The organism is Streptomyces sp. NPDC101194 (assembly GCF_044767885.1).
Taxonomy (GTDB): domain Bacteria; phylum Actinomycetota; class Actinomycetes; order Streptomycetales; family Streptomycetaceae; genus Streptomyces.
In genome coordinates, this window is record NZ_JBIWOS010000016.1 from 57,262 (window position 1) to 81,856 (window position 24,595).

24 protein-coding genes and 5 pseudogenes are annotated in these 24,595 nt (G+C 67.2%); 7 read left to right on the plus strand and 22 right to left on the minus strand.

Features of this window, described 5'->3' with window-relative positions; genetic code table 11:
* The first annotated feature begins 198 nt into the window (after positions 1-198).
* Positions 199-1,034 (plus strand): annotated as a pseudogene (locus ACIRP2_RS36725) (IS5 family transposase).
* 363 nt (positions 1,035-1,397) lie between these two features.
* Here ACIRP2_RS36725 and ACIRP2_RS36730 read toward each other — a convergent pair.
* The 4 genes and pseudogenes from ACIRP2_RS36730 to ACIRP2_RS36745 form a co-directional block, all read right to left on the minus strand.
* Positions 1,398-1,946: pseudogene (locus tag ACIRP2_RS36730) on the minus strand (phosphotransferase enzyme family protein); the annotation flags it as partial.
* Between the two features lie 272 nt (positions 1,947-2,218).
* Complete coding sequence (locus ACIRP2_RS36735) at positions 2,219-2,638, minus strand: hypothetical protein (protein ID WP_404258120.1); 420 nt, start codon at positions 2,636-2,638, stop codon at positions 2,219-2,221.
* Between the two features lie 331 nt (positions 2,639-2,969).
* Positions 2,970-3,179 (minus strand): annotated as a pseudogene (locus ACIRP2_RS36740) (IS5/IS1182 family transposase); the annotation flags it as partial.
* Positions 3,180-4,643: 1,464 nt separating this feature from the next.
* Positions 4,644-5,348 carry an SDR family oxidoreductase gene (locus ACIRP2_RS36745; protein ID WP_404258121.1) on the minus strand — a complete coding sequence of 235 codons (705 nt, stop codon included), beginning with the start codon at positions 5,346-5,348 and terminating at the stop codon, positions 4,644-4,646.
* 83 nt (positions 5,349-5,431) lie between these two features.
* Between ACIRP2_RS36745 and ACIRP2_RS36750 the strand changes: the two genes are divergently transcribed.
* A complete protein-coding gene (locus tag ACIRP2_RS36750) occupies positions 5,432-5,791 on the plus strand; it encodes a winged helix-turn-helix transcriptional regulator (RefSeq protein WP_404258122.1) in 360 nt (119 codons plus the stop codon).
* Between the two features lie 571 nt (positions 5,792-6,362).
* Here ACIRP2_RS36750 and ACIRP2_RS36755 read toward each other — a convergent pair.
* The 3 genes and pseudogenes from ACIRP2_RS36755 to ACIRP2_RS36765 all read right to left on the minus strand — a co-directional run.
* Positions 6,363-6,912: pseudogene (locus ACIRP2_RS36755) on the minus strand (transposase); the annotation flags it as partial.
* A 49-nt stretch (positions 6,913-6,961) separates the two neighbouring features.
* Positions 6,962-7,531: a GNAT family N-acetyltransferase gene (locus ACIRP2_RS36760; RefSeq protein ID WP_404258164.1), complete on the minus strand. Its 570-nt coding sequence runs from the start codon at positions 7,529-7,531 to the stop codon at positions 6,962-6,964.
* A gap of 151 nt (positions 7,532-7,682) precedes the next feature.
* The gene (locus ACIRP2_RS36765; protein ID WP_404258123.1) at positions 7,683-8,276 is read right to left on the minus strand and encodes a dihydrofolate reductase family protein; all 594 of its coding nucleotides are present in this window, start codon (positions 8,274-8,276) and stop codon (positions 7,683-7,685) included.
* A gap of 70 nt (positions 8,277-8,346) precedes the next feature.
* Here ACIRP2_RS36765 and ACIRP2_RS36770 point away from each other — a divergent pair, with 70 nt between their 5' ends.
* Positions 8,347-8,925 (plus strand): TetR/AcrR family transcriptional regulator, encoded by a 579-nt coding sequence (locus tag ACIRP2_RS36770; RefSeq protein ID WP_404258165.1) that lies wholly within the window; start codon positions 8,347-8,349, stop codon positions 8,923-8,925.
* A 227-nt stretch (positions 8,926-9,152) separates the two neighbouring features.
* Here ACIRP2_RS36770 and ACIRP2_RS36775 read toward each other — a convergent pair whose 3' ends face one another.
* From ACIRP2_RS36775 to ACIRP2_RS36825, 11 genes are all read right to left on the minus strand, one after another.
* Positions 9,153-9,506, minus strand: coding sequence for a nucleotide pyrophosphohydrolase (locus tag ACIRP2_RS36775; RefSeq protein WP_404258124.1), 354 nt, complete (start codon positions 9,504-9,506; stop codon positions 9,153-9,155).
* A 53-nt stretch (positions 9,507-9,559) separates the two neighbouring features.
* Complete coding sequence (locus ACIRP2_RS36780) at positions 9,560-9,898, minus strand: DUF6233 domain-containing protein (protein ID WP_404258125.1); 339 nt, start codon at positions 9,896-9,898, stop codon at positions 9,560-9,562.
* Positions 9,899-9,900: 2 nt separating this feature from the next.
* A complete protein-coding gene (locus ACIRP2_RS36785) occupies positions 9,901-10,251 on the minus strand; it encodes a hypothetical protein (protein WP_404258126.1) in 351 nt (116 codons plus the stop codon).
* 178 nt (positions 10,252-10,429) lie between these two features.
* On the minus strand, positions 10,430-11,305 hold the full coding sequence (locus tag ACIRP2_RS36790; protein ID WP_404258166.1) for an aminoglycoside phosphotransferase family protein: 876 nt from the start codon (positions 11,303-11,305) through the stop codon (positions 10,430-10,432).
* A 424-nt stretch (positions 11,306-11,729) separates the two neighbouring features.
* On the minus strand, positions 11,730-12,659 hold the full coding sequence (locus tag ACIRP2_RS36795) for a hypothetical protein (RefSeq protein ID WP_404258127.1): 930 nt from the start codon (positions 12,657-12,659) through the stop codon (positions 11,730-11,732).
* A 364-nt stretch (positions 12,660-13,023) separates the two neighbouring features.
* A complete protein-coding gene (locus ACIRP2_RS36800; RefSeq protein WP_404258167.1) occupies positions 13,024-13,392 on the minus strand; it encodes a hypothetical protein in 369 nt (122 codons plus the stop codon).
* A gap of 8 nt (positions 13,393-13,400) precedes the next feature.
* Complete coding sequence (locus ACIRP2_RS36805) at positions 13,401-13,613, minus strand: hypothetical protein (RefSeq protein ID WP_404258168.1); 213 nt, start codon at positions 13,611-13,613, stop codon at positions 13,401-13,403.
* Positions 13,614-14,449: 836 nt separating this feature from the next.
* Positions 14,450-14,902 (minus strand): DUF5707 domain-containing protein, encoded by a 453-nt coding sequence (locus tag ACIRP2_RS36810; RefSeq protein WP_404258128.1) that lies wholly within the window; start codon positions 14,900-14,902, stop codon positions 14,450-14,452.
* 129 nt (positions 14,903-15,031) lie between these two features.
* On the minus strand, positions 15,032-15,661 hold the full coding sequence (locus tag ACIRP2_RS36815; RefSeq protein WP_404258129.1) for a hypothetical protein: 630 nt from the start codon (positions 15,659-15,661) through the stop codon (positions 15,032-15,034).
* A 40-nt stretch (positions 15,662-15,701) separates the two neighbouring features.
* The gene (locus ACIRP2_RS36820) at positions 15,702-16,595 is read right to left on the minus strand and encodes a NucA/NucB deoxyribonuclease domain-containing protein (RefSeq protein ID WP_404258130.1); all 894 of its coding nucleotides are present in this window, start codon (positions 16,593-16,595) and stop codon (positions 15,702-15,704) included.
* An 877-nt stretch (positions 16,596-17,472) separates the two neighbouring features.
* On the minus strand, positions 17,473-18,351 hold the full coding sequence (locus ACIRP2_RS36825; RefSeq protein ID WP_404258131.1) for a hypothetical protein: 879 nt from the start codon (positions 18,349-18,351) through the stop codon (positions 17,473-17,475).
* Positions 18,352-18,673: 322 nt separating this feature from the next.
* Between ACIRP2_RS36825 and ACIRP2_RS36830 the strand changes: the two genes are divergently transcribed.
* On the plus strand, positions 18,674-19,033 hold the full coding sequence (locus tag ACIRP2_RS36830) for a hypothetical protein (protein ID WP_404258132.1): 360 nt from the start codon (positions 18,674-18,676) through the stop codon (positions 19,031-19,033).
* Positions 19,034-19,084: 51 nt separating this feature from the next.
* Positions 19,085-19,852 (plus strand): transposase, encoded by a 768-nt coding sequence (locus ACIRP2_RS36835; protein ID WP_404258133.1) that lies wholly within the window; start codon positions 19,085-19,087, stop codon positions 19,850-19,852.
* 153 nt (positions 19,853-20,005) lie between these two features.
* Here ACIRP2_RS36835 and ACIRP2_RS36840 read toward each other — a convergent pair whose 3' ends face one another.
* Positions 20,006-21,052 carry a hypothetical protein gene (locus tag ACIRP2_RS36840; protein WP_404258134.1) on the minus strand — a complete coding sequence of 349 codons (1,047 nt, stop codon included), beginning with the start codon at positions 21,050-21,052 and terminating at the stop codon, positions 20,006-20,008.
* A 122-nt stretch (positions 21,053-21,174) separates the two neighbouring features.
* Between ACIRP2_RS36840 and ACIRP2_RS36845 the strand changes: the two genes are divergently transcribed.
* A complete protein-coding gene (locus ACIRP2_RS36845) occupies positions 21,175-21,297 on the plus strand; it encodes a hypothetical protein (RefSeq protein WP_404258135.1) in 123 nt (40 codons plus the stop codon).
* Between the two features lie 30 nt (positions 21,298-21,327).
* Here the strand turns inward: ACIRP2_RS36845 and ACIRP2_RS36850 are convergent.
* The 3 genes and pseudogenes from ACIRP2_RS36850 to ACIRP2_RS36860 form a co-directional block, all read right to left on the minus strand.
* A pseudogene (locus tag ACIRP2_RS36850) lies at positions 21,328-21,726 on the minus strand (transposase); the annotation flags it as partial.
* 173 nt (positions 21,727-21,899) lie between these two features.
* The gene (locus tag ACIRP2_RS36855) at positions 21,900-22,280 is read right to left on the minus strand and encodes a hypothetical protein (protein ID WP_404258136.1); all 381 of its coding nucleotides are present in this window, start codon (positions 22,278-22,280) and stop codon (positions 21,900-21,902) included.
* 484 nt (positions 22,281-22,764) lie between these two features.
* A complete protein-coding gene (locus ACIRP2_RS36860; protein ID WP_404258137.1) occupies positions 22,765-23,769 on the minus strand; it encodes an ArsR/SmtB family transcription factor in 1,005 nt (334 codons plus the stop codon).
* Between the two features lie 56 nt (positions 23,770-23,825).
* On the opposite strand from ACIRP2_RS36860, the gene ACIRP2_RS36865 reads away from it, so the two are divergent.
* Entirely contained in the window at positions 23,826-24,593 is a 768-nt protein-coding gene (locus ACIRP2_RS36865) for an SDR family oxidoreductase (protein ID WP_404258138.1), read from the plus strand.
* Positions 24,594-24,595 lie beyond the last annotated feature (2 nt).

Here is a 24,595-nt window from a genome sequence, read left to right on the forward strand (position 1 = left end):
ACTGATCCGCACGAACCGCGCCTGCCCGTCTTCACGTCACAGCGATCTACACCCAGCACTTCATGCTCGTCGGGTGCGGATCGCGCACAGAGACGCCGGTGGTCAAGGCCGTGGCTCGATGGTAGGGCCCGGCAGCAGGACAGGCACGGGTGCCGACGATCAGGGAGTTGCGACGCTCTGTGATCACTGGGGAGACTTGTGCCCGCGCTTCCATCATGGCTGACAGAACCGCTCTGGGGCCAATTCGCAGCCCTGCTGCCCGAGCGGCCGGAGTACCACCCCGGCCATCCGCTCGGCTGCCACCGTCGGCGCATCAGTGACCGGGTCATCTTCGACAAGCTCCTGCAACTGCTTCGTTTCGGCTGCTCTTACGAGGCGATTGCCGACACAACCTGCTCGGCCACCACGATCCGCAGCGGTCGCGACGAGTGGATACGCCTGGGCGTGTTCGCCCGGCTCAAGCAGATAGCGTTGGACTCCTACGACCGAATCATCGGCCTTGTCCTCGACCGGATTGCCGTCGACGGCTCCATCACCAAGGCCCCCGGAGGCGGCGAGGCCGCCGGCCGCTCACCGGTCGACCGCGGGGCCTCAAATGCTCGGGCATGACGGACGGATACGGTATTCCACTGGGCCGTGTCCTGGCCGGCGCCAACCGTCACGACTCCCCGTTGCTAGCCCCGACCCTGGACCGTCTTGACGAGCTGGGACCGTTGCCCGATGACATCACCGTGCACCTGGACGCCGGCTACGACTCGGACGAGACCCGCGCTCTGCTCAACGAACGCGGCGTGCACGGACGCATCGCGCACAAGGGGGAGAAGGCGCCCATCCAGGCCAGTCAGCGTTGGCATGCCGAACGCGCTCACGCCTGGCAGAACGCCTTCTGCCGGCTCGCCCGCCGCTACGAGCGGCGCACCACCGTCATCGACGCATTCTTCGACCTCGCCGACACGATCATTACCGTGCGTAGCCTGATCAGGCAGGCATGGACGACTCACCGCTGGGACGAACGCCCGGACCGCCGACCGTGACCGCACGCCTATCCGTGCGACCTCTAAGGCTGGCCTTGGCGGTGTTGCGGATCCGCTTGGTGCGGCCGGCTTCGGCGAGGACCCCGATGGCCTCGGTGTTCGTCCCGGCGGCGGTCTTGAGCTGGAGCCAGTTGGACGACGCCAGCAGGCCGTCCGGCAACCAGGACAGGTTGAGCGTGACGGCGCGGAAGAGCGGCCTTCGGGAACTTCGCCCCGTAGGTCTTCGCGAACGCCTCGTTCGCCTTCTCGGCATGGCTGCGGTCCTCGGCGTTGTAGATCTCCTGCATCGCCTTCGCCGCGCCGGGTGGGGACCAGGTCCCAAGCCCGGGGACCGATCGCCACCGCTTCATAGTCAATGAGCAGGGCGCGGTCGCCGTCCCAGAGAATGTTGCCGCGATGGGCATCGCCGTGCACCAAGTGCTTGGGCGAGGAAGCGATGAGGGCATGGAAGCTCTCTTCTACGTTCTCGCAGGCTTGGGCGAGGAAAGCTACGTCCTCGCGCCTGATCCCGGACGCGGCTTCAAGACGACTGTGCATGACGGGGAACGGATTGAGGACGGGGAGGGGAAAGTCCGGGTCCGGCAGAGCATGTAGGCCGCGGAGAAGCCCGGCCAGGATCGTATGGGAGGCAGGTGGAGAGCTCTCCAGCACGTATTCCCAGAACGCCACGGTGCGGCCGTCCGCCTCGATGGGTTGTGGGGTACCCGTCGGGTGCACGAACGGGAATCCGCGCCCAACAAGCCAGCGTGCCACCGCCAGTTCCTTGGCGACCTTATCGGCCATCTCCGTTGACCGGGTGACCCTTACTACGACGCCGGCCTCGGGAAGAGCGAACAGCGCGTTTTCCCCGAGCCGCAGGAGTTGTGCGTCCGGGAGGACAGGCAGTCCGGCAGAGTCGCAGGCGGCAAGCATGGCACGCCGTGCGTTGCTCTCGTTCAACCCATCGCGGGTTTCATGGAAGTCCGTCTCGGCCAGCCTCCCGAGGTAGTTGACCAACTGTCAAGGGACCGAGGGACGGAAGAACCTTGCGTCTGCACGAAACGCCGTCGTGTTCCTGGGCAGGCGGATGCCGTCCTACTCAAGCCGCCCTGTTTCCTGGATCATGCATTCACCATCTGCCCGGAGCCGGTGCCTATTCGGGATTGTGATGGAGCCGTACAACATGAGGTCCCTGTGGCGACACGTTAGGTCTGGCGGACCTTTGTCAATCTGTGGGCCCTGACCTGGCTTTCAACGATGGCGCTCAGGTCCTCGGCATTGTCCGCCTTCTTGCTCAAGGAAGTGATCCATACCTCTTCGCCGACCCAGTCCAGCGGCAGCCTGTGTTTAGGCCACTTCTTCACCAGGTCCCGAGCAAGTTGCAGCCCCTCCTCCGTTAGGTCCCTGTCCCCACACGCCGACGAGATGAGGACGCTGTCCTCAACCTCCCCGACTGCGGGCCAGCTGCCCATACCGTGCTGGGCTACCGCGAAAGCGCGCAGTTCGGTGACGACGTCTCCGACGGTAGGCGGAACATCGAGACTCAGCCTGGCCTGGTCAGCAAGGCGCCGGGCAGCGCAGAGATAATCCTCCGCATGGTCGGAGAACCTGACAGTTTCCGGCATCCCCGATCTTGACGCCAAACGTTGACCAAGTGTCAGCGAGACGACTGGGAACGGTCGCGTCAATGCGTGTGAGCGGTCGGGAAATAGGCGTCACCCGAAGTGGAACGATCAAGAGTGATCCCCTGGATCAAGGGGCCAACTCGGCGCAACAGCCGCAAAGGACGCCAAATGTCGAAGCCGTCGAAGACCCGCGCCCAATCCGCCGTTACCTGCTTGGCGGTCGCTGCATACGTCGTCATCATGGCCCTATCTCTACGGTGATCACCCCTGTAGGTGCAAAAAAATCTACCTGCGTTGCACGCAGAGGCTGGAGCAGGCCGTGGTTCTCAGGTCATGCTCGGAGCCAGATCATGAGGGCCGCGAAGGTGACGGTGCCGAGGTAGATGTAGGTGCGTTTCTCGTAGCGGGTGGCGACGGAGCGGAAGCCTTTGAGGCGGTTGATGGTGCGTTCGACGGTGTTGCGCTTCTTGTAGCGCTCGCTGTCGAAACCGGTGGACCGACCGCCTCGGGAACCACGGTTCTTCCGATGTCCCTGCTGGTCGAGGCGATCACCGAGAAGAGCGCACACGTCCTGGTCCGCGTGAAAGAACAACGCAGGCTGCCGGTCCTGAAACGTCTGCCCGACGGCTCTCGATCGAGCACAGTGGCGCGAAGGTCGTCGTAGCGCACTCTCTCGGGTCTGTCGTCACCTACGAGGCCCTGCATGCCTACCCCGATCTCGGTGTCGAGGTCCTGGTCACGATCGGTTCTCCGCTCGGGGTGCCAGGAGCCGTGTTCGACATGCTGGATCCGCCGCCCGACACGTCCGACCACGAAAGCGGCCCCCCAGGTCTTCACCACTGGACCAACATCGCCGAGGCCGGTGACCTGGTAGCACTCCCCCGCCGCCTGGGCGACCGCTTCCCTGTCGACTCACACCATGAGGCCCACATGTCGACCGTTCGCGAAGCCGTTCTCCGACCGGTCCGTCGCACGCGGGATGCTCGCGGGTAGTTGACGGTTCATTTGCGTCTGGGCGTAAAGGAAACTGCACCCCAGGCCTCACCTGTGACACATGGCGAAGATCGTTCGACTGAAGTCCCATGGTGTCCTCCGCCGAGAGCGACCGGCTTCCGCTTCCAGCTCTTTCACAGCCCCGGCCAGCCGGGCCCCCTTCCGCTCCAGCACCGACACCGACACCGACCTGACGAGAGCCTCCTGTTCGGTCGGGCCCCACGACGACGAGCGTGTCGCATACAAGGAATCTATGAGCAAGGCGTATTAGCACCTTTGAATCTCAGACGTCGGGGCGCGGCGGCGCCTTCGATTGTCTGTCCTGGGTGCTTCGCGCCGACCTAACCGACCTAGGCATGTCTGCAGAGGCGCGAGTAGTGGACGTCCACACGGCAGGAGCCGGGCTGCGAACCTCCCGCAGGCGACCCCCGCGAGGCATTCAGTCCCGGGCCGGCCGGACCGCGCCCCGAGCGGCGAGGGTTCGGTTCCGGTCGAGCCCTGGCGGGCGGGGTGGCCTTCAACCCGGGATGGATTGCATGATTCCACTCACCACGAGCCCCCCGTAGGGCGACACACCACACTACATGTGGCGATCTATGCAGTTGCTCAGCACATGCGGACTTGCCACTACAATGCCCACCTTCGTCTGATACTTCTCTGCCCGGCTCACGCGCCTGCGGGCGAAGCCTCCTGGTGTGAGGGGGGCCGTTGTCAGCCCACGCCTATGAACAGGCCAGGGCTTTGGGAGCGGCGTGTGACCTTCGCGGACGGCTGTGCGGGCCCGGCACCCTGTATCCGCTCAACCGTTTCTGTGGAGAACCGAGAGTGGACAGCCCTATCGCTCGCCAGCTGCGGCAAGGAGACGTGCGCTCGGGCGCTCTCCTACCGAGAACGCCGTCCGCGCCGTGTGGCTGCCGGGTGCTTCCGGTTTGGGGTTCGCGAGCGCTGCCTCGCACGGTGTGACGGGCGCCGGTGCCGGCCGGGCGGGCCTGTGGCGGGCGCCGCCCCGGATTCAGGCGGACCTGTGGCGGGCGCCGCCCTCGATGTGGATCGTCTCGCCGGAGACAAAACCCGCGCGCAGAAGCCACATCACCGCCTCGACGACGTCCTCGCTCTCGCCGTGGCGTTTGACGAGGGTCGCGTCCGCGCTCTTGCTCAGCAGGGCGGTCTTCTTGTCCCCCAGGCGGTCCCATGCGCCCGAGTCCACGACACCCGGCGAGACGGCGTTGACCCGGACCGGTGCCAGATCCGCCGCCAGGTGGCGCGCGGCGAACTCGACCGCCCCGTTGGTGACGCCCTTGACGAGCGATCCGGGCCCGGGGCGCCAGCCGACCACGCCGGAGAACAGCACCATCGACCCGGTCGACCGCAGGACCGGCGCGAAGTGCTTGGCCACCAGCATCGGGCCGACCACCTTCGCCGTGAACGCGGCCAGCAGCCTGTCGCGGTCCAGTTCGGTGGCGCGGACGTCGTGCGGGGCCGAACCGGTCGTCACGATGTGGTCGATTCCGTCGTCCAGGAGCTGCGCCGCAGCCGCGAGCGTCGACTCGTCCTGCAGGTCGACCCGTACCGCTGTGGCGCCGATCTCGCCCGCCAGCGCGTCGGCCGCAGCCCGGTCACGGGCACCGACGACAACGTCGTACCCGTCCTTCGCCGCACGCCTCGCGACGGCCGCGCCCAGCGCCCGTGCGCCTCCGATGACCAGGATCCGTTCCATGCGTCCCGACTCCTTCTTTCGTAGGATCGGAACTCACGGTATGGTTTTGATACCGGTATCTACAACGAAACTGGGAGCGGACGATGGGCAAGGCGTACAACGTGATGGCAGCGACCTGCCCGAGCCGCACGGTGCTGCACCGCATCGGCGCCCGCTGGACCGTGTTCGTCGTCAACGCCCTCGCCGACGGCCCCCGCCGCTTCACTGAACTCAAGGCACACATCCGGGGCATCACCCCGAAGGCGCTGACCGAGACCCTGCGCTCCCTGGAGGCCGACGGCCTGATCAGCCGCCGCGACTACGACGAGAACCCGCCCCGCGTCGAGTACGCCCTGACACCACTGGGCCGCTCCCTGCTCGTCCCGCTGCGCGCCGTACGGCTCTGGGCCGAGCAGCATGTCCCGGACATCGAGGCGGCCCGCTCCCGCCGGCCGGTTTCCTGACCCGTGAGCCGACAGCCGGCATGAACCCCGGCCGCGGCCAAGGCCGCCAGGGTCCTCGCAGGCAGTCACCCGCTGCTTTGGCGACCGTTGTGCAGCGGCGAGTTCAGCTGGCACCCCGCTTCAACCTCGTGTCGCCGAGGACGGATGCACCCCCAGACCGTCCCGCCGAAACGACGCCCCCTGCCCGGCCGGCAAAGACGCAGCGACCACATCCGGCAGGACAACGGCTTCACGATCGGGGACTGCTTCTCGGTCCCGGACTCGGCAAAGCCGCTGCAGGATGTGCGTGTCCCCGGTGCTGCTGCCCACGGCCCGCAGGCCCCTCCATCCCGTTGTGGAATGGAGTGGAGCGGGGCTGAAGGTGCCGGTCTCCCGGTGGCAGAAGCGTGCTTGCGGTTCCTGGGGCTAGGGCCGTGCCGGGCCGCCCGGCCGACGGCTGACGGGCCGTCTTCCGTTTCGGCGCCGCCGACGACCTGTCCGCCGGCACTGCGGCGGGCGGCGGCGTGCACGCACCCTGCCCCTGGCGCGCCAGCAGCACGGGGACGAGGGTACGGCCGCCCCTGGCGCCGGCCGGGCGGCGGCGCAGGCGTTCGTCCCAGCGGTGAGTCGTCCATGCCTGTCGGATGAGGCTACGCACGGTGGTGATCGTGTCGGCAAGATCGAAGAAGGCGTCGATGACGGTGGCCCGGCGCTCGTAGCAGCGGGCAAGGCGGTAGAAGGCGTTCTGCCAGGCGTGGGTGCGCTCCACGTGCCACCTCTGGCTCGCCTGGATCGGCGCCTTCTCGCCTTTGCGCGCGATCCGGCCGTGCAGGCCACGGTCGCCGAGCAGGGTGCGAGTGGTGTCGGAGTCGTAGCCGACGTCCAGGTGGACGGTGATGTCGTCGGGTAACGGCCCGCGGTCGTTCAGGCGGTCCAGGGTCGTGGCGAGCAGCGAGGAGTCGTGGCAGTTGGCTCCGGCCAGGACGCGGCTCAGTGGAATGCCGTAACCATCCGTCATGCCGGAGCGTTTCAGGCGACTGACCCAAGACGAGGCCGACAATCCCGCCATAGGGCTCCAGTGCGATTTGCTTGAGCCGGGCGAAGACACCGAACCGGATCCACTCGTCGCGGCGGTTGCGGATACCAGGTTTCTCCCATGTGGCAGATCACGAACAAGAGACGGCGTCGGGCTCAATCGCCTGATCGACTGCCAAGATCCGTGGACAGCGCCGCGTAGATGTACTCGCTGCCCCAGCGATCCCCGTCGAGGTCGTTCTCGACCAGGTGCGCCTCCCGGCGCATCCCGAGGCGCTCACAGACCCGCACAGACCCGCTGTTCTCCACATCCAGCCGTGCGTAGAGCCGGTGCACGCCCAGCGTGTCGAAGGCAAACCCGGCCAGCGCCGCGGCCGCCTCGGTCGCGTAGCCGTGCCCCTGATGACCTGGATCGAGAGTCCAGCCGATCTCGGCCTGGGCGGCGCGGGCATCGGCCAGGGCGAGGCTCACCTCGCCCAGGACGCCGGGCTCATCGCGTCGGCAGACAGCGAGCGCCAGCTTGTCCCCGTCGGCACACCAGGCCGTCTGCGCCGCGCGCTCGGCGGCAACCTGCTCGCTGCGCTCACGCGTGTGCGCCGGCCGGTACAAGTAGCGCGCCACGCTCGGCAGGCTCTGGTAGGCGTACAGGCCGTCGGCGTCGCCAGGAGTGAACAGACGCAACGACAACCGGGCCGTGGCCAACGGCAGCAGCGAGGCGACATCCATACGGACCTCCGGGACGCGGATGTGAATCAAATTGCGGACTGATTTTCGCATCATGACTGCCCAGCAGCCACGCCTTTTCAACAGCAGCACCCGACAGCCCCACTCCACCACGAGGCCCGGCATACCAGAAGTTGTTTACTGACCCACGCTCCTAGCGGCGGGTGAGGTGGGTGAGGGTGACGCCGTTAGGGAAGGCGGTGCGCTCGGCGACATCGAAGACGGTGGGGTCGAAGGCGCCGTCGAAGGCCGGGATTCCGGCCCCGGCGACCACCGGGTAGTTCTTGACCACCAGTTCATCGATCTCAGGCAGGAGGACGCCCGCGAGCTTGCCGCCGCCGCAGAGCCAGACGTCCTGGCCGGTACCCTCCTCCCGTTTGAGCTCGCGGACGAGGGCGAGCGGGTCGCCCTGGACGACGGTGACGGCCGGGTCGGTGTCGGGTTTGAGGGTGCTGGACACCACGTGTTGGCGCAGGTGCGCGTACGGACTGGTGATCCCGGCGTCGAGGGCGGGGCGGTAGGTGCCGAGGCCCATGACGACGGTGTCGAAGCGCCGGTTGGGCGTGTTGGTGAGGCCCGCGGCGGCGCGGTAGGCGGTCGGGACGGTTTCGGGGTACAGCGCGTTGGTCCAGGCGAAGTAGGCGGCGCTCTGCTGTTCGTTGCCGAGGGGGAAGAAATCGCACTCGCCGCCGGGGCCGGCGATGCGGCCATCGAGCGTGACACCGACGTAGTACACGAGCTTTCGCATCTCTGATGCCCTCCACATAGTACTCTGCTTGAAGTGGTTTGAACGTAGTACTACAGTTGGAGTGGTGTCAATGGTGAGACGAAATGATCAGCGGCGCACTGCCCTCGTCGACGCCGCGATCGAGGTGTTGGCCAGGGAAGGCGCACGAGGCCTGACGTTCCGGGCGGTGGACACCGAGGCCGCCGTACCCGCCGGCACCGCGTCCAACTACTTTGCCAACCGCGACGACCTGCTCACCCAAGCCGGTGCCCGGGTGTATGAGCGGCTCCAGCCCGACGAGGCCACGGTCGCCCGCCAGCAGGCGGCCGACCGTGACCGGGAGACCTACGCGGAGCTGATGCGTGAACTCGTCGGACGCATCGCCTGCTTCCGCACCGGTTACCTCGCGCTGCTCGAACTCCGCCTCGAGGCCACCCGCCGCCCCGAACTGCGCAAAGTCCTCACCGAGCGAGTCCGGGCCGACGTCGACGCCAACGTCGCTTACCACGAGGCCTCCGGTCTCCCTGGCGACGCCATGGCCGTCAAGCTGCTCATGCTGGCCATGAACTGGCTGATCGTCGAGCAGCTCACGCTGCCGGACGTCTTCACGGAAGCAGAGCGTGAACAACTGGTGACGGCCGCGGTCGAGCGCATCGTGGCGGCGGAGTAGGCGGCCGGCGCACGAGGCGTTGTCGGTGGCGACCATCACGGAAGCGACCGCAGAAGATGAGACACATCTGCGTGTCTGGAGAACCGTCGAACTTGGGCTTGTACCACCAGCCCGGCCCCTCGGGCGGGACAGGGACGGTCTGGGCCAGTGTCACCTTGGTCGGGAACTCCACAGATCCGATCCTGCGGGCCCAAAGCTCCCGAAGCGCGCCGGACTGTCCGTCCGGCCTACGCCTGCTTGTGACCGGGGTTCTCATCACCGGCGAGCCGGACACTGATCGCGGTCTCGAGCTCAGTCATCGTGCGGCCAAAGACGGTCTTCAGATCGACGTCAAAGCGGTGAGCCAGGATGAGCACCGACCACAGACAGTCCGCGAGCTCGTGCTCCAGCGCCACTCGCCCGCCCGGCATGTCCCGGGCTCCCTCTTCGGCCATGACCAGCTTGGCCAGGTCGCCGACATCGCCCATGAAGCCGAGCATGAATTCTTCCCGTGTCCAGACCCGTCCCCGTTCACGCCGGTTCAACTGGTCGTACAGGTCGTGTACTCGCACAGCCTGCTGCAGCATCTCATCGAGACTCATCCGTGCCTCCTTGTCGGTCTGCTCGGAACCGACATGCTCCCAAGGCGGGGCTCTCAGCTGTACTGCTCCAGCCCCGTCTCGGGCCGGCACACCTCGCACGGCTCGATGTCCGGCTCCGCCATGGCGATGATCGCCTCGTCCCGGGTGAGGAACCCGAGCTCGCTCTTGAACAGCCCGCACCCGCCGCGGTGCAGCAGCGCGGTCTCACCGGACCGCTTCGGCTGGATCTTCCACGACTGCTCGGCCCGCGCCCGCTCCCGAGCACGCACCTCCTGCCGCTCCTTCACCTCAAGCTCACAGATCCGGTTCCGAACCTGCCTCAGCTGCCACTCCAGCCAGTCGGCCAGCGCCCTCTTCTTGTCGAGGTCAGATATGCCCTCGGGGCCAGGCACGGCTACGCCGCCTCGCCCTCGGCGGACTCGTGGGCGTGCTGCAGCACCATGCGCGCGTCGACCAGGTCCGGGCCGCTCAGCGACTGCCAGTACGGGTGCGTGACCACCTCGGCGCTCAGCCTCAGCAGCTCCGCCCGGAACCGCGCCACTTCCGCGGCCTGCGCCTCCGTATACCCGGGAGAGTCCTCCTTGTGGGACCGGTAGGAGGAGTGGAGCTGCTTGTCGCCCTCCCACCCGGGCATCGGCTCAGCCGACCACGGCAGGGTGGTGACGTACTGCTCGTATGCGGTACGGGTCTCGAGGAGAGAAAGCTGGGCTGCTCGGAGATTTTCGGGGAAGTCGTACTTGGGCACGCACTAATGCTACGTCTGTTCGAATATCGGATGCGAATGGCGCGCCGGACCGTGCACCCAGCTGTTGGTGACTTGTTCCGCCTCACCGAAGGTTGAGCAGTCTCATCGAAGGTTGAGCGATAGGTGTTCCGTCCCCGGTGGAGCGTGGGGACGAGGCGATCGGGAATACCGGGTGTGCTCACCGGGTCAACGCGAGCAGTTCATCGATCACCGGTTCCTCACCACCGTCACTGAGGTGGGCGATGGCCGCGAACGATGCGATCACCTGGCTCCAGGCATGGAGCCGGTCGCCATCGAGCCCGCACGCCGCCGCCACGCGCGCGCAGCGGGTCTCGACGCCCTCCAGCCCGGCGCCGGCCAGCACGTAGTCCACAGCGTCGAAGCACGGATCACCGACACAGGCTTTCGGATCGATGGCCATGAGACCGCGCTCCGCGCCGCCGTCGAGCACGTTGCCCAGGTGCAGGTCACCGTGGAGCAACACCGTTGTCGCTTCCGTGTCCAGCAGCCGCTCGCACCGCTGGATGGCCCTGTCCCACGCGGTGACGTCCATCCGTGCACTGATCGCAGGCTCGGACAGCCGCCTGCCGACCCGGGCGAAGGCCTCCTCGCACCGCCCACGCAGCACACGCGTCGGCAGCGGAGGCGGAGCGACCCCGTGCAAGGCGGCGAGCAGATCCGACCACTGTCCCGGAAGCGGAGCAGCGGGCATGTCCTCCACCGGCGCTCCAGGCACGATCTCCTCCAGCACCATCGCGCCTGCCTCCTCGTCGAGGGCCAGCACCGAGGGCACCCGGCCCGAGGCAGCGAACCACCCCAGCATTTCGACCTGTTCGGCCATAAGGGCCCGCTCCGGACTGATCTTCAACACCGCGGGCGTGCCATCGGGCCAACGGCACCGCAACACCACCGACGAAGCGCCGTCCGGGAGGGACTCACCGAGCGAAAGTCCCCACTGGGACGTCAGCCGCGCGATGAGATCCGGCGTGTCAGCGCACCATTCGGCAACCTGGGGACCGAATCGACGTACCAACCGCGCAGTGACGCTCTCCACATCCACCAGCAGTCGTTTCACACAGGTCAGTGTGCCGCTCGCGCGATCTTTGTCCACCGCTTTTCCACCGCTCGCAGTGAACGCGAGCCGACGAGCGAATCGGACCGGAGCAGTCCCCCGACCTTCGGTGAGAATCGCTCAGCCTTCGCTGAGACAGATCACGACTGGGCGAGATAGTTGCCACTTGGGCGCGACACCTGTCGCTGAGCATCTGGGAGCCCGATATCGGCAGCAACGATGCCGGACGGAAGAGACGATGCGCAGGCGAGTTGTCGGTTTGGCCACCAGACTCCACACGTTGAACCGCTCTCTTGGCCAGAGGATGTCGGATCTCAACCAGGCTTGCTTGTGTGGGGAGTTGTGTCGCAAAGATGGCTCCCGTACGGCAGCCGAGGGTTGGAAATTCGGCGCATCTGGTGCCGGGTCAGACCCCCGCGGACGTCCGGGCGTCCTTGGCGGGTGTCACGGGCGCCGCCGCAGGGCCGCTGCCGTGCCCTTTCGGGGACCCGAACCAGGCCACTGCCACCGCGCCCGATACGGCGAGCACGAACCCGGTGATCGCCACCCAGGCGAAGCCGGGACGGGAGGCATCGCCGAGCCACAGCACGCCGATGATGCCCGGCAGGACGGTCTCGCCGACGACCAGCGCGGCGGTGGCGCCGTTGACCGAGCCGATCTGCAGGGCGACCGTGTGCAGGTACATGCCGCCGATGCCTGCCACCAGGATCGCGTAGAGCGCCGGGTCGCAGAGCAGCGCTCCCGGATCGAAAGGGTCGATGCCATTCAGCACACGGACCCCGACACCGAGGGCGCCGAAGCCCAGTCCGGACAGCAGGCCGGCCAGGATCGCGGCGCGCGCCCCCAGTAGGCGTACGACCACGGTGCCGCCCACGATCAGGAGCAGCGAGATCCCCAGCAGCCACCAGTGCGTGGAGATCGGGGTGTCGCCGCTGCCTTCCGGGCCCGCTGCCGTCGCCAGAAGCAACAGCGCGGAGCAGACCACAGCAATCGAGGTCCACTCGGCGCGGTTGAGCCGGATGCCGAGGAGCTTGATGCTCAGCAACGCCGTGATCACCAAGTTGGCGCTGATCACGGTCTGCGACAGGAACAGCGGCAGGAGGCGCGCCGCCAGTGCGCCGAGCCCGAAGCCGACGAAGTCCAGGATGGTCCCGACGATGAACTCCCAGGTCATCGCCGCCTTCGCAGTGGACGACAGGCTCGGGCCACCGTGCTGGGTCACGCTGCCCGCGGCGGCCTCCCGGCGGGCTGACTTCTGTGATCCGACGGCCTGAAGGACGGAGCCCGTGCCGTAACAGATCGATGCTGCCACGGCGGTGAGCAGTCCTATGAGCACCGAAAGCTCCGTTCATGTATGGGTCGGTGGGGTTCAGTCCCGTTCCCACTGGCAGACGTGGGTTTCGGCGCGAAAGTTGCTTCCGGCGAGTCAGGGACCGTCCCCGAGCGATTCCACCATGACCTGCTACTCCCTTTCTCCGGCGCTGGGGTGTGCGGCAGGACGTCCAGCGGGGACGGTCCGGGCGAGGGGTAGCCCCGCCCACGGAGGGCGGTTCGAGATGGGCCAGCAGGCACATGACTCTCTCGAATTTCTCGATCAAGCACGAGCAGCGTTTCTGGAAGCCGCGCGTACAGCTCGACACCACGCAATGAGGCCGCAGGCCCCTCCAGAATGGGGCCGGCGGCCATCAGGGGGCTGTGGCTCAGGTGTTGAGGCCCAGGACGCGCACCGGCTCGCCCTTCCACCGCTTCGGCGCCGTGGTGGCGATGATCGACCCGTCCGGGCGGTCGGAGGTGGGCTGCGCCGCGAACTGGCTGTGGGCCGCTGCCCACGTCTCCTGCCGAGCTAGAGCCAGCGCGGCGGCCAAGTCCAGGTCCAGAACGGTGATGCCCGGCAGTGCGGCCAGGTGCTCGGCCGTGCCGGGCCGTGCCCGGTCGGCCTCGACGAGCGCGCACGTCGGGGCATACAGGAACCACCCGGGCTCGACGTGAGCCCGGTGGATGAGCCGCGAGGCGAGGACGTTGCCCTGGCCGGCCGCAGTCATCGCTGTGTCGTCCAGGACGATGTGCATGGCGTCGCTCACCGGGTCGTCGCCCGTGCCAGGCGCCGGTCCAGCTCACTGTCCAGATCGTCCTCCTCGGAGCCGGTGGGCGCGTAACCGTTCCACGCCTTCAACGCGGCCCTGGCCTTCTCCGCCCGCTCAGCACGCTCGGCCGGGGTGAGCATCGTCTCGGCCAGGCGCGCGAGGTACGCGCGCAGTGACAGGCCCTCGGCGGCCGCGATCGCGGCCAGCCGGTCCTTGGCCTATTCGGGGATACGGACATTGACATCAGACATCGTCGTACTGCTTCCCATCCCGCCAGGGTACGGGTGCGTACCCGTACCCTTACTGCTGTGTCTTCCCTGAGGCCGCACGAATGCCGGAGGGGGTGAACCACGTCTGCGCGTGGCTGCACGGTCCCTGTTTCCGCAGTTCATGGCTGCAACAGAAGTCTGCTGCAGCCGGATGTTGCACCACCTGTTGCACGCCCGTCGACCAGCCCCGTCTGCGGTGCGGGGTTGTATGCCTGTACTGCGGCGTCCTCACGACAGGCCGACACACCCTGGCGGGAACTGTCGGTCATTGCCCCTCCTGGCTCAGGAGTCCATGTAGGTGCGTGCTGGCGCCACGCAGAGCGGGGGCGCCGGTCGGCGATCCGGACGTAGGGGCCGCCGTCGGCCCGGTGATGTGCCAGGGCCTGGCACTCTGCCCGCGCCCGACTTCGCCGAACAGGTTGGAATCCTGGTTGCGGCCACATCCTCGCTCAGCCCCGGGGACACCCCCATCCCCGTGAAGGAGGCGGGACCCACATCAGGCGCAGAGACACCACCGACGACTCCGTCGAGCACCAACGGACGGACGGGGAAGTGGAAGGCCCGGTGCGAGGCGGCAGATGACGCCCCCCGCCGGAGCCCGGTTCAGCGCGCAAGGCATGTCGATTCCCCTCGAGGTACCAGTGCGCTCTATCTCAGCCTGTCATCCGTCACCGCTCGCCGTCCGGCATCGCGATCTGTTTGCCCCTGCCGGGGAAGTCCGGACTGGCGCGCGTCGTCGGCGGCACTTGCTCTCGACCATGTGCGCGTTCGGGTCACCGGACGGTGAAACCGGCCGCCTCGGTGTCCAAGGTCGTGGTGCCGTCCTGCGCGGTGGCCAGGACGGCGACGTGCCAGGCACCGCGCGGGGACGATGCGGCGTCGGCACCGGTGACCCCGGCGGTGTAGGTGCAGCGCACGGTGTCCAGCCCCGAGGGCTTGCAATCGGCCGACTCCACTGCGGCCATGTCCTTGGCGGTCAGGCCCTTCTTGGCCAGGGACGAGTTCTGCGGCCAGGCCAGCACCTTCACGCTCTTGACACCGGAGGACGCCGTGACATCGGTGGCGAAGGCCAGCACGCCGTCTCGGTCCCCGTCGGGAGCGGTGTAGCGGGCAGTGCTGTGCGTCAGCACCGGGGCCTGCTCTGCGGCCTGGGCGAAAGCGAAAGCACCGGCACCACCGAGAAGAACGACACCACCAACAACGGACAGAGCAACACGTCGGGACATGGGATTCTCCATAACTGCCTCAACACCGAAACGGGTCGGCGCCGCCCTGTTGCGGCGCTGCACCGATACTCGCCGCGCGAGGATGCGCCGGACATGGGCGCTCGTACTCAATCCGACCTGAGTGGTCGGTCAGAGGATTCCGGGGTACGGGCGTGCAGCTCGGCGTGCACGGGGGCGATGGACATCTCCTCGGCGGGTGCGGGGGGGCGTTGCGGCGTGGTCTGCCTCTGCGGCTTTTGTCGCTGTGTACTCCTCGGTGCCGGCCGTACGTCTGCGTCGGCCGGTCTGGTCGGTGAGCCGGTGGCGGATCTCCGGTGCGTGGGGGGCGGCCCAGATCTGGATGAGGTGCTGTTCCAGGACGGTGTCGTCCTCCTCGGCGTGGATGTCACCGGCCGCGGATGCGGCGTCCCGTCCCCGGGCGTGGATCCGGAACGTCCACCACTGGTACTCCTCCTCGTCTCCGAGGAGAGGCACTTCTGCCAGGTCTTCGGAGAGAGGGTCGCCGACGAGCGGTCCCTCGGTCGGGAAGTACAGGCTGATCTCGGCAACTTCGTCCCAGCCTTCCACGCTCAGGGGGGCTGGGTAGGCGGTCACGTCGAAGGCGACGTCGACGTCCCCGTAGGAGGTCCCGGTCAGGACAGTTGCGTAGGTGGACTCCGCGTTGGTGTGGACGGGCCCGTTGCTCGCGAGCGTGCCGTCGATGTCCTGGTCGGGTTCTTCGGCGTCCGTGTCCAGCAGAACGTACTGGTGGTGCGACACCTGAACACGGGCAGGGCCCTGAACCGTCATCATCTCTCAGTCAGACCGCGACCCAGAAGCCATCCTTGTTCACGAGACGCTCCTGCTTGTAGAACCCGATGATCCGGCCTCCCTGCTTGTCCTGCTCCGTCTCCGGGACCATGGCGATGCCCCGGCTGGCCGCCGGGAGCGCCGTGCCGCCTTCATGGGTCCTGGCAAACGGGTACTCGTGGCAGGACTTCCCGGCCGGCGGCTTCGCCTTCCCGCACACGGCTCGCCGGTTCGCTGCAGCCTTCTTGTCATCGGTGAGGCGGTGCAGCGGGTGCCCGGAGCCGGGCCTGCCGTAGTGACCGCCCTTCGACTGGATCTGGCGGATGTTGTTCGCGATCTCCGGGAGCGTGCTCATCGGGAAGACGCACCCAGGACGCACCAGGCGGCGGGTGTTGGCCGCGTTCCAGGAGGCATCGTCGCAGCGGAAGTTCAATGAGGAGTACGAGAAGCCGCCCAGGGTGTATCCGGGCTTGGTGAACGAGAACGAGTAGTTTGCCGTGCTGGAGTGCGTCTTGTTCTTCTTGGCTCCGTCGGAGTAGTCGACCTTTCCGGAGAAGGCAGTTCTCAGGTTGTGTCCCGGCACGTGGCTGGACGCCTTGCACGGGCTGCCGCAGGAGACCGACACCCCCATCCGGATACCGCCGGCCTTGCCGACGATCGGTGCCTTGCTGACGCGCATGGCCTCCGACCACTTCAGCGACTTCTTGTTGAGGGTCATCTCGTGGCTGATCACGAACACAGCCGTGCCGACCACGACACGGCTGTCGAGCACCCTCACAGTCGCCTGGACGGTCTCGCACTCCGTGGTGCGGGTGTAGACGATGGCGTCGACCTTGCACGTTGCAGCAGCGGCGCTGACGCCTGTGGGCGCCGCCTTCGTCTGTGTTTGATCGACGCTGGCCACCAGACTGCCTGGCCCTGGCTGAGCCGCCGCCGCTCCCAGACCCGTCCCCGCAAGCGCCCCCGCCGCAACCGCAGTCACGGCTGTACGCATCCATCGCAATGACACAGTGCTTCCCCCTCGCCGCCGTGTCGCTCAGGCGCCCTGTGCACCTGACGTGTCGACAGCGCGACAAAGCTATGTCCGTAGCGAATACCGGAACCTGCCCTCTATACCCAAACGACGCAATATCAGCAAGGAATTTCTTATTCCTGCCAATTGAAATAGGACAATTCAATCACCAACGAACAAAGGCATGCATCGAGGTTCTATGAAAAGCCCTGTGGAATAACCGCATCTCCACTGGCATGTGACGTCGGAAGTGAGGGGTAGTTGATATGGCCAGTCCGGTGATGAGGCAGCGGGGGCCTGTAGAAGTGGAGTCCTTCGGGTTTTGTCTGCAGGAACGGGATGGGGTTGCCGTTCCTGTGCAGTTTCCAGAGGACTGGGACACTGAGGGCAGCTTTCTGACGGCCCGTGAGGGTCGACTGGACGTAAGGAGTGCCGGTCACACCCACACTGCGGATCTCACGGTGGAAGTGTGGGACGAGCCGCCGCCGACAGAGGCGGCAGGGTGCTGGGAGGCGGATGTACAGGCGGTGATCGTTTCACCGTCAGGAACGCTGGACGTCTGGGGCGTCACCGGGGGCGATGCCGGAGAGTCTGTATCCCTGGGGCGGCCAGGGATTTGGCAGCTCAGGCTCCGGTGTAGGGGGCGGGCCGCGGTGGCCGAGCAGTCTCAGCACGGTGTGCCGGAGGGGGTCGAGCAGTACTTCGCGCAGTTCTGGCCGGTGCGGGAATGAGAGACGGGCCGGGAACGGAGCGCTCCCGGCCCATGGACTCACCTGATCTCGACAATGAAGCCGTCGTCCTTGCCGTCGATGATCCGGTTCTTCGCCATGAACTGGCCGAGCAGGATTCCTGCGTCACGGTTCTCCTCGGTGAACCACTCGTCCAGGACGTCCGGGGTCCAGCCGAACACGGTCAGCACCCCGCGGCGCTTGGGCGGCGAGCCCTTCTTGGCTTTGCCGAACCGGACCTGGCACCGGCCGTACTCGCCGAACTCGCTCCCGTGCGGGTTGCGGCCGAAGTCGGCAGCGTCCAGCATCCGCGTCTCGTTGCGCCGCAGCCCGTAGGCGTATGCGGTCTTGAACAACGTCGCGTCACGGAAGGCGGGCAGCCAGCCCTTGCGGCCGACGGCCCGGATGCGAGCGACCTCGTCGTCGCAGTGCGCGAAGAAGGCGTGCAGCTCAGCTTTGGTGAACGCTCGCTTTTTCGCGTCCGCCTCGTTGTCCTGGACGTGCACTGCGGTGTTCCACTCGTGCACCACCTGCACCGGATGAGTGCCGAACCACTCCTCGCAGGTCGCCGCCCACTCGTAGAGCGGATCGGTGGCGAAGTGGCAGAACGCCCGCACGGCCTCGGAGTACGAGCGGATCGTCGAGCGCTTCAGGTCCCGCAGTGAACGCAGGTCACCGAGCCACTCGTCGACCATCGCCGGCGTCCACTGCCACGGGTAGGCATTCACGTGGGTGGCGAACGCCTTCACTGTGTTCTCCCGGCTCTCCACGGTCGTGCGGGCGAGGTTCCGAGCCAGCTGCTGGTTGGCGAAGCCGGTCAGCATTGCCGTGAAGGCCTGTTCCTCCGGCCGCAGCAGAGGCACCCCGTCGACCAGATGCAGCCCCGCCGCCCCCGGCACCGGCCTGCTGAATCCCACCATTCCGCCACCCTCCGTCACTCGCATCAGGTGCGAGAAAACCGCATCCGATGCAAGAGGGCTGCCAAGCGTCACATGCCGCTTCAGGACCTCAATCACCCTGGTCACGGCGATTAATTCGGCATCCTGCAACCAGCGCGAGTTCGCATCCGATGCGATTGACGGCGCTCAGAACATCGGAACGAAAACCGGCGCTAAGGGCTGTCCCGTAACTGCTGGTCACGGAACTGGCCAGGGTGCGGAAATGGCGTAGCTGCTGAGTTCGCGGTGCCGGTATCGTCCGGTCTCCCGACCCGCCGTACCGGCGGCCTACGTTCAGAGAGCGATGCAGATGACCAGCCAGCAAGCAACGACGACCCTGTGGCGCCCCACCGGCCCCAAGGAGCTGGATCTGGTTCGGGAGCTGAACTGGCGTGCCTGGCCACCCCGGCTGCCCGAGCAGCCGATCTTCTACCCGGTCCTCAACGAGGACTACGCGGTCAGGATCGCGCGGGACTGGAACGTGAAGCACGATGGCGTCGGTTTCGTCACTCGTTTTGAGGTCGAGTCGGAGTTCTTGGGCCGGTATCCCGTCCAGCAGGCTGGCGGGCAGACGATCCTCGAGCTCTGGGTTCCGGCCGAGGAGTTGGACGACTTCAACGCGCACATTGTCGGCGAGATCCAGGTAGTCCACGAGTTCCGCTGAGGCGGGGAGGCTTGCTGACGGGGCACGCTGGTCCGGTGCGGTGATCCCGGCGTGGCTGGTGTGATCACGGCGTCGGAGTCGTCCTGGATAGCCCCGTTCACCGGGCTGAGCCCGCGTGCCTTCGGGAAGCTGGTGACCGTGCTGCGGCGCGAGGGTGCGGACGCGGTCCGCAAGGGTCGGCCGTGGGGCCTGCCCCTGGAGGACCGGGCGCTGCTGGTCGCGGCATACTGGCGCACAAACCTGACGATGCGCCAGCTCGCCCCGCTGTTCGGGGTGTCGAAGTCGGCGGCGGACCGCATCATCGATCACCTCGGGCCAATGCTCACGCTCCAGCCCCGCAAGCGGTTCGCCGAGGACACCGTGCTCATCGTGGACGGCACCCTGGTGCCCACCCGCGATCACACCATTGCCAAGCAGTCGGAGAACTACAGGTACTCCACCAACCACCAAGTCGTCATCGACGCCGACACTCGGCTCGTCGTCGTGGTCGGCCGACGGCTGCCCGGGAACCGCAACGACTGCAAGGCATGGGAAGAATCCGGCGCCAAGGCCGCCGTCGGCAGGACACTCACGATCGCCGACGGCGGCTATCCCGGCACGGGACTCGTCATGCCCCATCGTCGACGCAAGGGCGAAGACCTGCCCGACTGGAAGGAAGCGCACAGCAAATCCCACAAGCAGGTCCGCGCCCGTGTCGAGCACGTTTTCGCCCGAATGAAGACCTGGAAGATCCTCCGCGACTGCCGCCTCAAAGGCGACGGAGTCCACCACGCCATGGGCGCCATCGCCCGGATGCATAACCTCGCCCTCGCCGGATAACGAGCGGGCCACACTATGGCCAAGCACGCCCGAGGTGACCCATAGATCATTTACGGGACAGCCCTTAAGCCTCGCGTGGGCCTGAGAGCGCTTCGACCTGGGACTCTGTGGGGGCGGAGCCTTCGGCAACGGACCACGCGCTGATCGCCCCGATCAGCGGGAAGCCTTCTTTTGCAGGACCCATACGTAGTGCCACTTACCGTGCTTGCGTTTGGGTTTGGTATCGGCGAATGCTTCAATGACCGGCCACAGGCTGCCGACACCGGCTGTGATCGTTGCGCTGATGGCGAGCGTACCCTGGAGGGCCTCGGGCTGGACTGCGGTGAGAACAGCGGTCGTCGTACCCAGTACGGCTTGGGAGAGGGCCCGGGTCCGGGTCGCGCTGTGCATCTCGGCGGTAGCGGCGTTCAGCTCGTCCTGGATAGCGAGCGCGACTCGTTCCACGGCCAGCTGAGAGTCGACCGCTTCGAGCGCGTCGTCGAGTTCGAGGAGCCGCGAGCGCATGAAGGTGCGGTACTGGCGGTAGGAGTCGAACTCCTCACTGGTGACGTGCGCGAAGTCGCTGAGGCTGAGGCCGTCGAGGAAGGGGAGATCAATCTCCAGGATCGGCCGGACCACCCGGCTGGCGACAGGCTTGGCCGTCGATAGGTCCACAGCCCGGCCGTGCTCCACGACAAAGTCGATGGACCGGTCACTAAATGAAGGGAGCGGGCCGACTCGCTCATTGAGCAAGTCAGGGCGAACAGTCGACGTCGTTCCTAGGCTCCCTTCCGTGAAGACGGGCCCGTACCAGACCAGTCCTCTGCGTAGCAGAGGCTCGGTGTCCAGGAGCCACTGACCTAACTCGGCGAGATCCCTAGTCACCATCCCGACGCGTCGGCTGAACATTGCGCCTTGGTCTGGCATGCGTTGGTCGGTTAGCGAGTAGGCGATGTTCTCTTGGGAGACCCCAAGTTCGTGCACCGCTCCGACACCGTGGTCGGACAGCAGCATCGTGTCGGCGACCAGGGTTACCCGCTTGGTGACATCCGTGAAGCTCCCCATCTCTGAGGACAGCCCGACGTAGTACGGGGAGGTCGAGGCCGCCTTCGCGCTCAGGAGACTCTCGTAATGGGGCTTGAGCGTGCGGCCGTACTTGAGGGCGACGTCTTGGACAGACCCTCTCTCCTGTTTCAAGAGCGAGTCGTAGAACCTCTGCATATGGTCCGCGACGCCCTGGTTCTGCCCAGTTCGTCGGCCCTGCCACGCTCGCCATCCGCGTCGGAACATCTGCAAAGCATGCTGGATGGCTGAACGCCCAGTCCAGTAGGGGAAAGCGCCATATGGCTACGCTTCAGTACGTCTGCGACATCACCCAAGACGACGTCGATGCCGCTCTCGCCTGCGTGTCCCGGCACGCCCTGGCCGAGGAGGCCGACCTCGGGGAACATCGGAACAGGAGTTGACGCTAAGAGGTCGCGCAGATAGGCATGTGCTCATGGACGGCGGTGCGGGCGTTCGTCCCAGCGGTGAGTCGTCCATGCCTGTCGAATGAGGCTGCGCACGGTGGTGATCGTGTCGGCAAGATCGAAGAAGGCGTCGATGACGGTGGCCCGGCGCTCGTAGCAGCGGGCAAGGCGGTAGAAGGCGTTCTGCCAGGCGTGGGTGCGCTCCACGTGCCACCTCTGGCTCGCCTGGATCGGCGCCTTCTCGCCTTTGCGCGCGATCCGGCCGTGCAGGCCCCGGTCGCCGAGCAGGGTGCGAGTGGTGTCGGAGTCGTAGCCGGCGTCCAGGTGGACGGTGATGTCGTCGGGTAACGGCCCGAGGCCGTTCAGGCGGTCCAGGGTCGGGGCGAGCAGCGGGGAGTCGTGGCGGTTGGCTCCGGCCAGCGCTCGCCGCGGCCGCGGATGTGCTGCGCCCGTTCTGCTGGTACGAGAACTCTCCCCGGACGGAGCCGGCGCAGCTTTTCCACGCCGAGAACCGGGCATCCGGCGCCACCGTGTAAGCCTGCGCCCGGTACGACGAAGCCCCGGCACCGTTCTGGTCCGGGGCTTTCTTGCATCTGCGGTCAGAGTTCGATGACAGCCCAGATGCGACGTCCGTCGGGTCCGGTGTCGGTGCCGCACCCCGTCACCCCGGCCTGTGCGGTGATCCGGTGCAGGACGTCGTCACCGTCCGGGACGTGGCCAGGGGTTAGGCCGGCCTGGTGGGACAGCGCGAGGATGCACGCCTGCCGGTCCTGGTCGGACAGATGGACGCTGATACGTCGGCCGCTGCCCGCGGCCGCGGCCGCGACGACGAGCTCGGTGACGGCCGCGACCGTCTCGGCGACCGCGGGGGCAGGCCGGTAGCCCCACTCCCCCAGCTGCGCGGCGACCTTCCGCTTCGCGACACCCGCGGCCCAGGGCGCGGACTCCAGCGACCAGTTCACACCGCGCCGGTTCCGCATCCCCACCCCCCGCCAGGCTGTTCGTGCCAGCGGGCCGGGGCCAGCCACCCGTTCGTCCGTCGTTTCCGGGCGGGGCGGCGAGATGGGCTTCTTCGGCGGGGGCGGAGTCTTCGGCGGGTACGACGGCGGGGCGGTCTGTTCGGTCACAGGCGCGGCCATGAGGGTCTCCCGTCGTCCGGGGCGCACGGTAGTGCTCTGACGCCAGGGTAGGCCGGGAGCGGGGCGTGCAGGGGTGGTTGGGCGGTATCCGTGGGGCCGGTGCGGGCCTGGTGCCGACACTCCGGGCCCGCACCGAGCGTGCATGGGGTCAACGACGGCGGGAGATAAAAGGCACCCCAGCGGTTGGTAGCACCGTTCCGGCGAAGGACCGGTTCCCACCCGCGATATGAACACCCGATCGGACCTACGCCTGAACGAACCGCGCATGCCAGATGTCCTGCCGGCCAGGCGGGCTTCATCGGAGACCGACTGCTGCCATCGCCTATCAAGGGGACGCGAGCGGGTGGGGGTGATGTTGGCCGGCCAACTGGTCGCCAAGAGGGCTGCGGCGGTACAGAACCTGCCGTCCGTCGCGAGCCCGGGTCAGAAGGCCCGTGGCGTGCAGCACACGCAGGTGCTGGGACACGGCACTCGGGGTGACCCTGAAGCGACGGGCGATCTCGACCGTGGGCAGTGGCTCATCGAGGAGGGCGAGCAGTCTCGCCCTGGGGGCACCGAGCAGCGCCACCAGGGCAGTTGCGTCAGGGGTGGGCGCCGGGGTCCACAGCGTCGCCACTCCACGGCTTGGGTAGGACAGCGCCGGCGGCTCCTCCGGACTGACCGGAGGAGCGGGCTTGTGAGCGAACACCGAGGGCAGGAGCAGCAGGCCCCGACCGGACGCCGCGACGCGGTACCTGCTGATCATTTTTTCGATGTGCAGGACACCGTCCTGCCAACGCAGGTTCGGGTGCATGTCCGCGAACAGCAGGCGGGCGCCTCCCACGGCCAGTTGCCGTGCGCGGTAGGTCATGTCGGCTTCCAGCAACAGTCGGATCTGCGCCCACGTCGGCTCGATGGCGATCTCCCAGTACTGCCGCAGGAGCTCGCAGAGGGCATCGCGGAGTGCGATGACAGCAGCGTCCGCGGCGGCAGTAGCGTCGCGCAGGGCTTCGGGAAGCGGGTCCGGCGCGTGCGTGGCCAGCAGATCGCGGCGCACCGTCCGGGGAGAGGTCCCGCGGACGACGGCCAGTTCTTCTTCGAAGGCCGGGGCGAAGCTGGTGGGCCGCGGGGTCAGGAAGTCAGGGAGGGTGCGCCTGGCCGCGACCAGGGACATCAACAGACCGGTGTCGAGGACTCCGAGTCGGCCGAGAACGGATCTGCGCCACGGGAGGTGCAGCGCGGACAGGCCCGGATCCTGCAGCACCCGTAGGCTGACCACGGTCTCGTGCAGGGGCGAAACGGCGAACCTGGTGTCCGCGAGATCCTCGACGTCGAGCACAAAGCTGATCATTGAGCCGTACGCTACATCGATTGGCAACGGCACGCAGGTGCCGTGGACTTCGGCACATGACGCATACAACTCCTCAGCGGCACACAGCGATCGTCACAGGCGCGGCACGCGGCATCGGCGCCGCGGTGGCCCGACGGCTGGCGCACGACGGCCTGGCGGTCGGCGTGATCGACCTGGGCGAGGCGGACTGTGTCGGCACCGTAGAAGCCATCACCAGCAGCGGCGGATCAGCGACAGCTGCCGCCGCCGATGTCTCCGACGAGACCGCGGTGACGGCCGCCGTCGCCCGGATCGCCGCCGTCTTGGGGCCGCCGACGGTACTGGTCAACAACGCCGGCATCGGTCCCCGCGCCGAGCTCGTCGAGATGAGCACGCAGCAGTGGGACACCGTCACCGGGGTCAATCTGCGCGGCCCGTTCCTTCTCACTCGGAGCGTCTGCCCGCACATGATCGCGGCTGGGTGGGGGCGAATCGTGAACATGCCCAGCATCTCCGCAGTCGGTGATGCCGCCCGCGTCGACTACGGCAGCGCGAAGGCCGGTCTGATCGGCTTCACCAAGTCACTGGCCCTCCAACTCGGGCGGCACGGCATCACCGCCAACGCCATCGCTCCGAGCTTCGTCGTGAGCGACATGACCAGGGCATCCGCCCGGAGGCTCGGCCGCGGCTTCGAGGAGTTCCGGCGCAGCGCGGCGCAGTCCATCCCGGTCGGACGGGTCGGAGAACCGGAGGACATCGCACACACGGCCTCCTTTCTGGTGAGCCGCGAGGCGGGATTCGTCTCCCGCCAGGTCGTCTACGTCGCCGGCGGACCGGTGGACTGAGG